This window comes from Streptomyces capoamus (assembly GCF_014654935.1).
GTDB classification, from domain to species: Bacteria; Actinomycetota; Actinomycetes; order Streptomycetales; family Streptomycetaceae; genus Streptomyces; species Streptomyces capoamus.
The window spans coordinates 16,445-16,879 of sequence record NZ_BNBF01000043.1 but is presented as its reverse complement, the minus strand read 5'-3'; the positions used below and the strand labels follow the sequence as shown (position 1 = coordinate 16,879).

Genomic DNA, 435 nt, shown 5'->3' with positions numbered 1-435 from the left:
CGCCACTTCGAGGCGGGCAGCGTCCGGCAGACGTTGGTCGAGCTGGACGACGCCTTCCTCTTCGTCACCGCCGCCGGGGACGGCAGCTGCCTCGCCGTCCTCTCGGACGCCGACTCCGACGTCGGGCAGGTGGCCTACGAGATGACGCTCCTGGTCAAGCGGGTCGGCGTGCATCTGGCCACCGCCCCGCGCACCGATCTGCCCGCAGGCGGGTAGTGGGATGACATGAGTGCAGACGGTCAGACAAGAAGCCACTGGTTCGACGACGAGGCCGGGCCGGTCGTCCGTCCGTACGCCATGACGCGCGGCCGCACCACGAGTGCGGGTCAGCACCGCCTCGATCTGATCGCGGTGGTGGTCACGGAGCCCGGCACCGGCGACGCGGAATCGGACCCGACGCTGTCCCCCGAGCACGTGGAGATCGTCGGACTGTGC

General features: G+C 70.3%; 2 protein-coding genes. Both read left to right on the top strand.

Annotated elements, in window-relative coordinates; genetic code table 11:
- A partial coding sequence (locus tag IE312_RS43430) for a roadblock/LC7 domain-containing protein (RefSeq protein ID WP_229900875.1) occupies window positions 1-216 on the top strand: 216 nt, incomplete at its 5' end.
- 9 nt (window positions 217-225) lie between these two features.
- On the top strand, window positions 226-435 hold a 210-nt coding region (locus IE312_RS43425; RefSeq protein ID WP_229900874.1), incomplete at its 3' end, for a DUF742 domain-containing protein.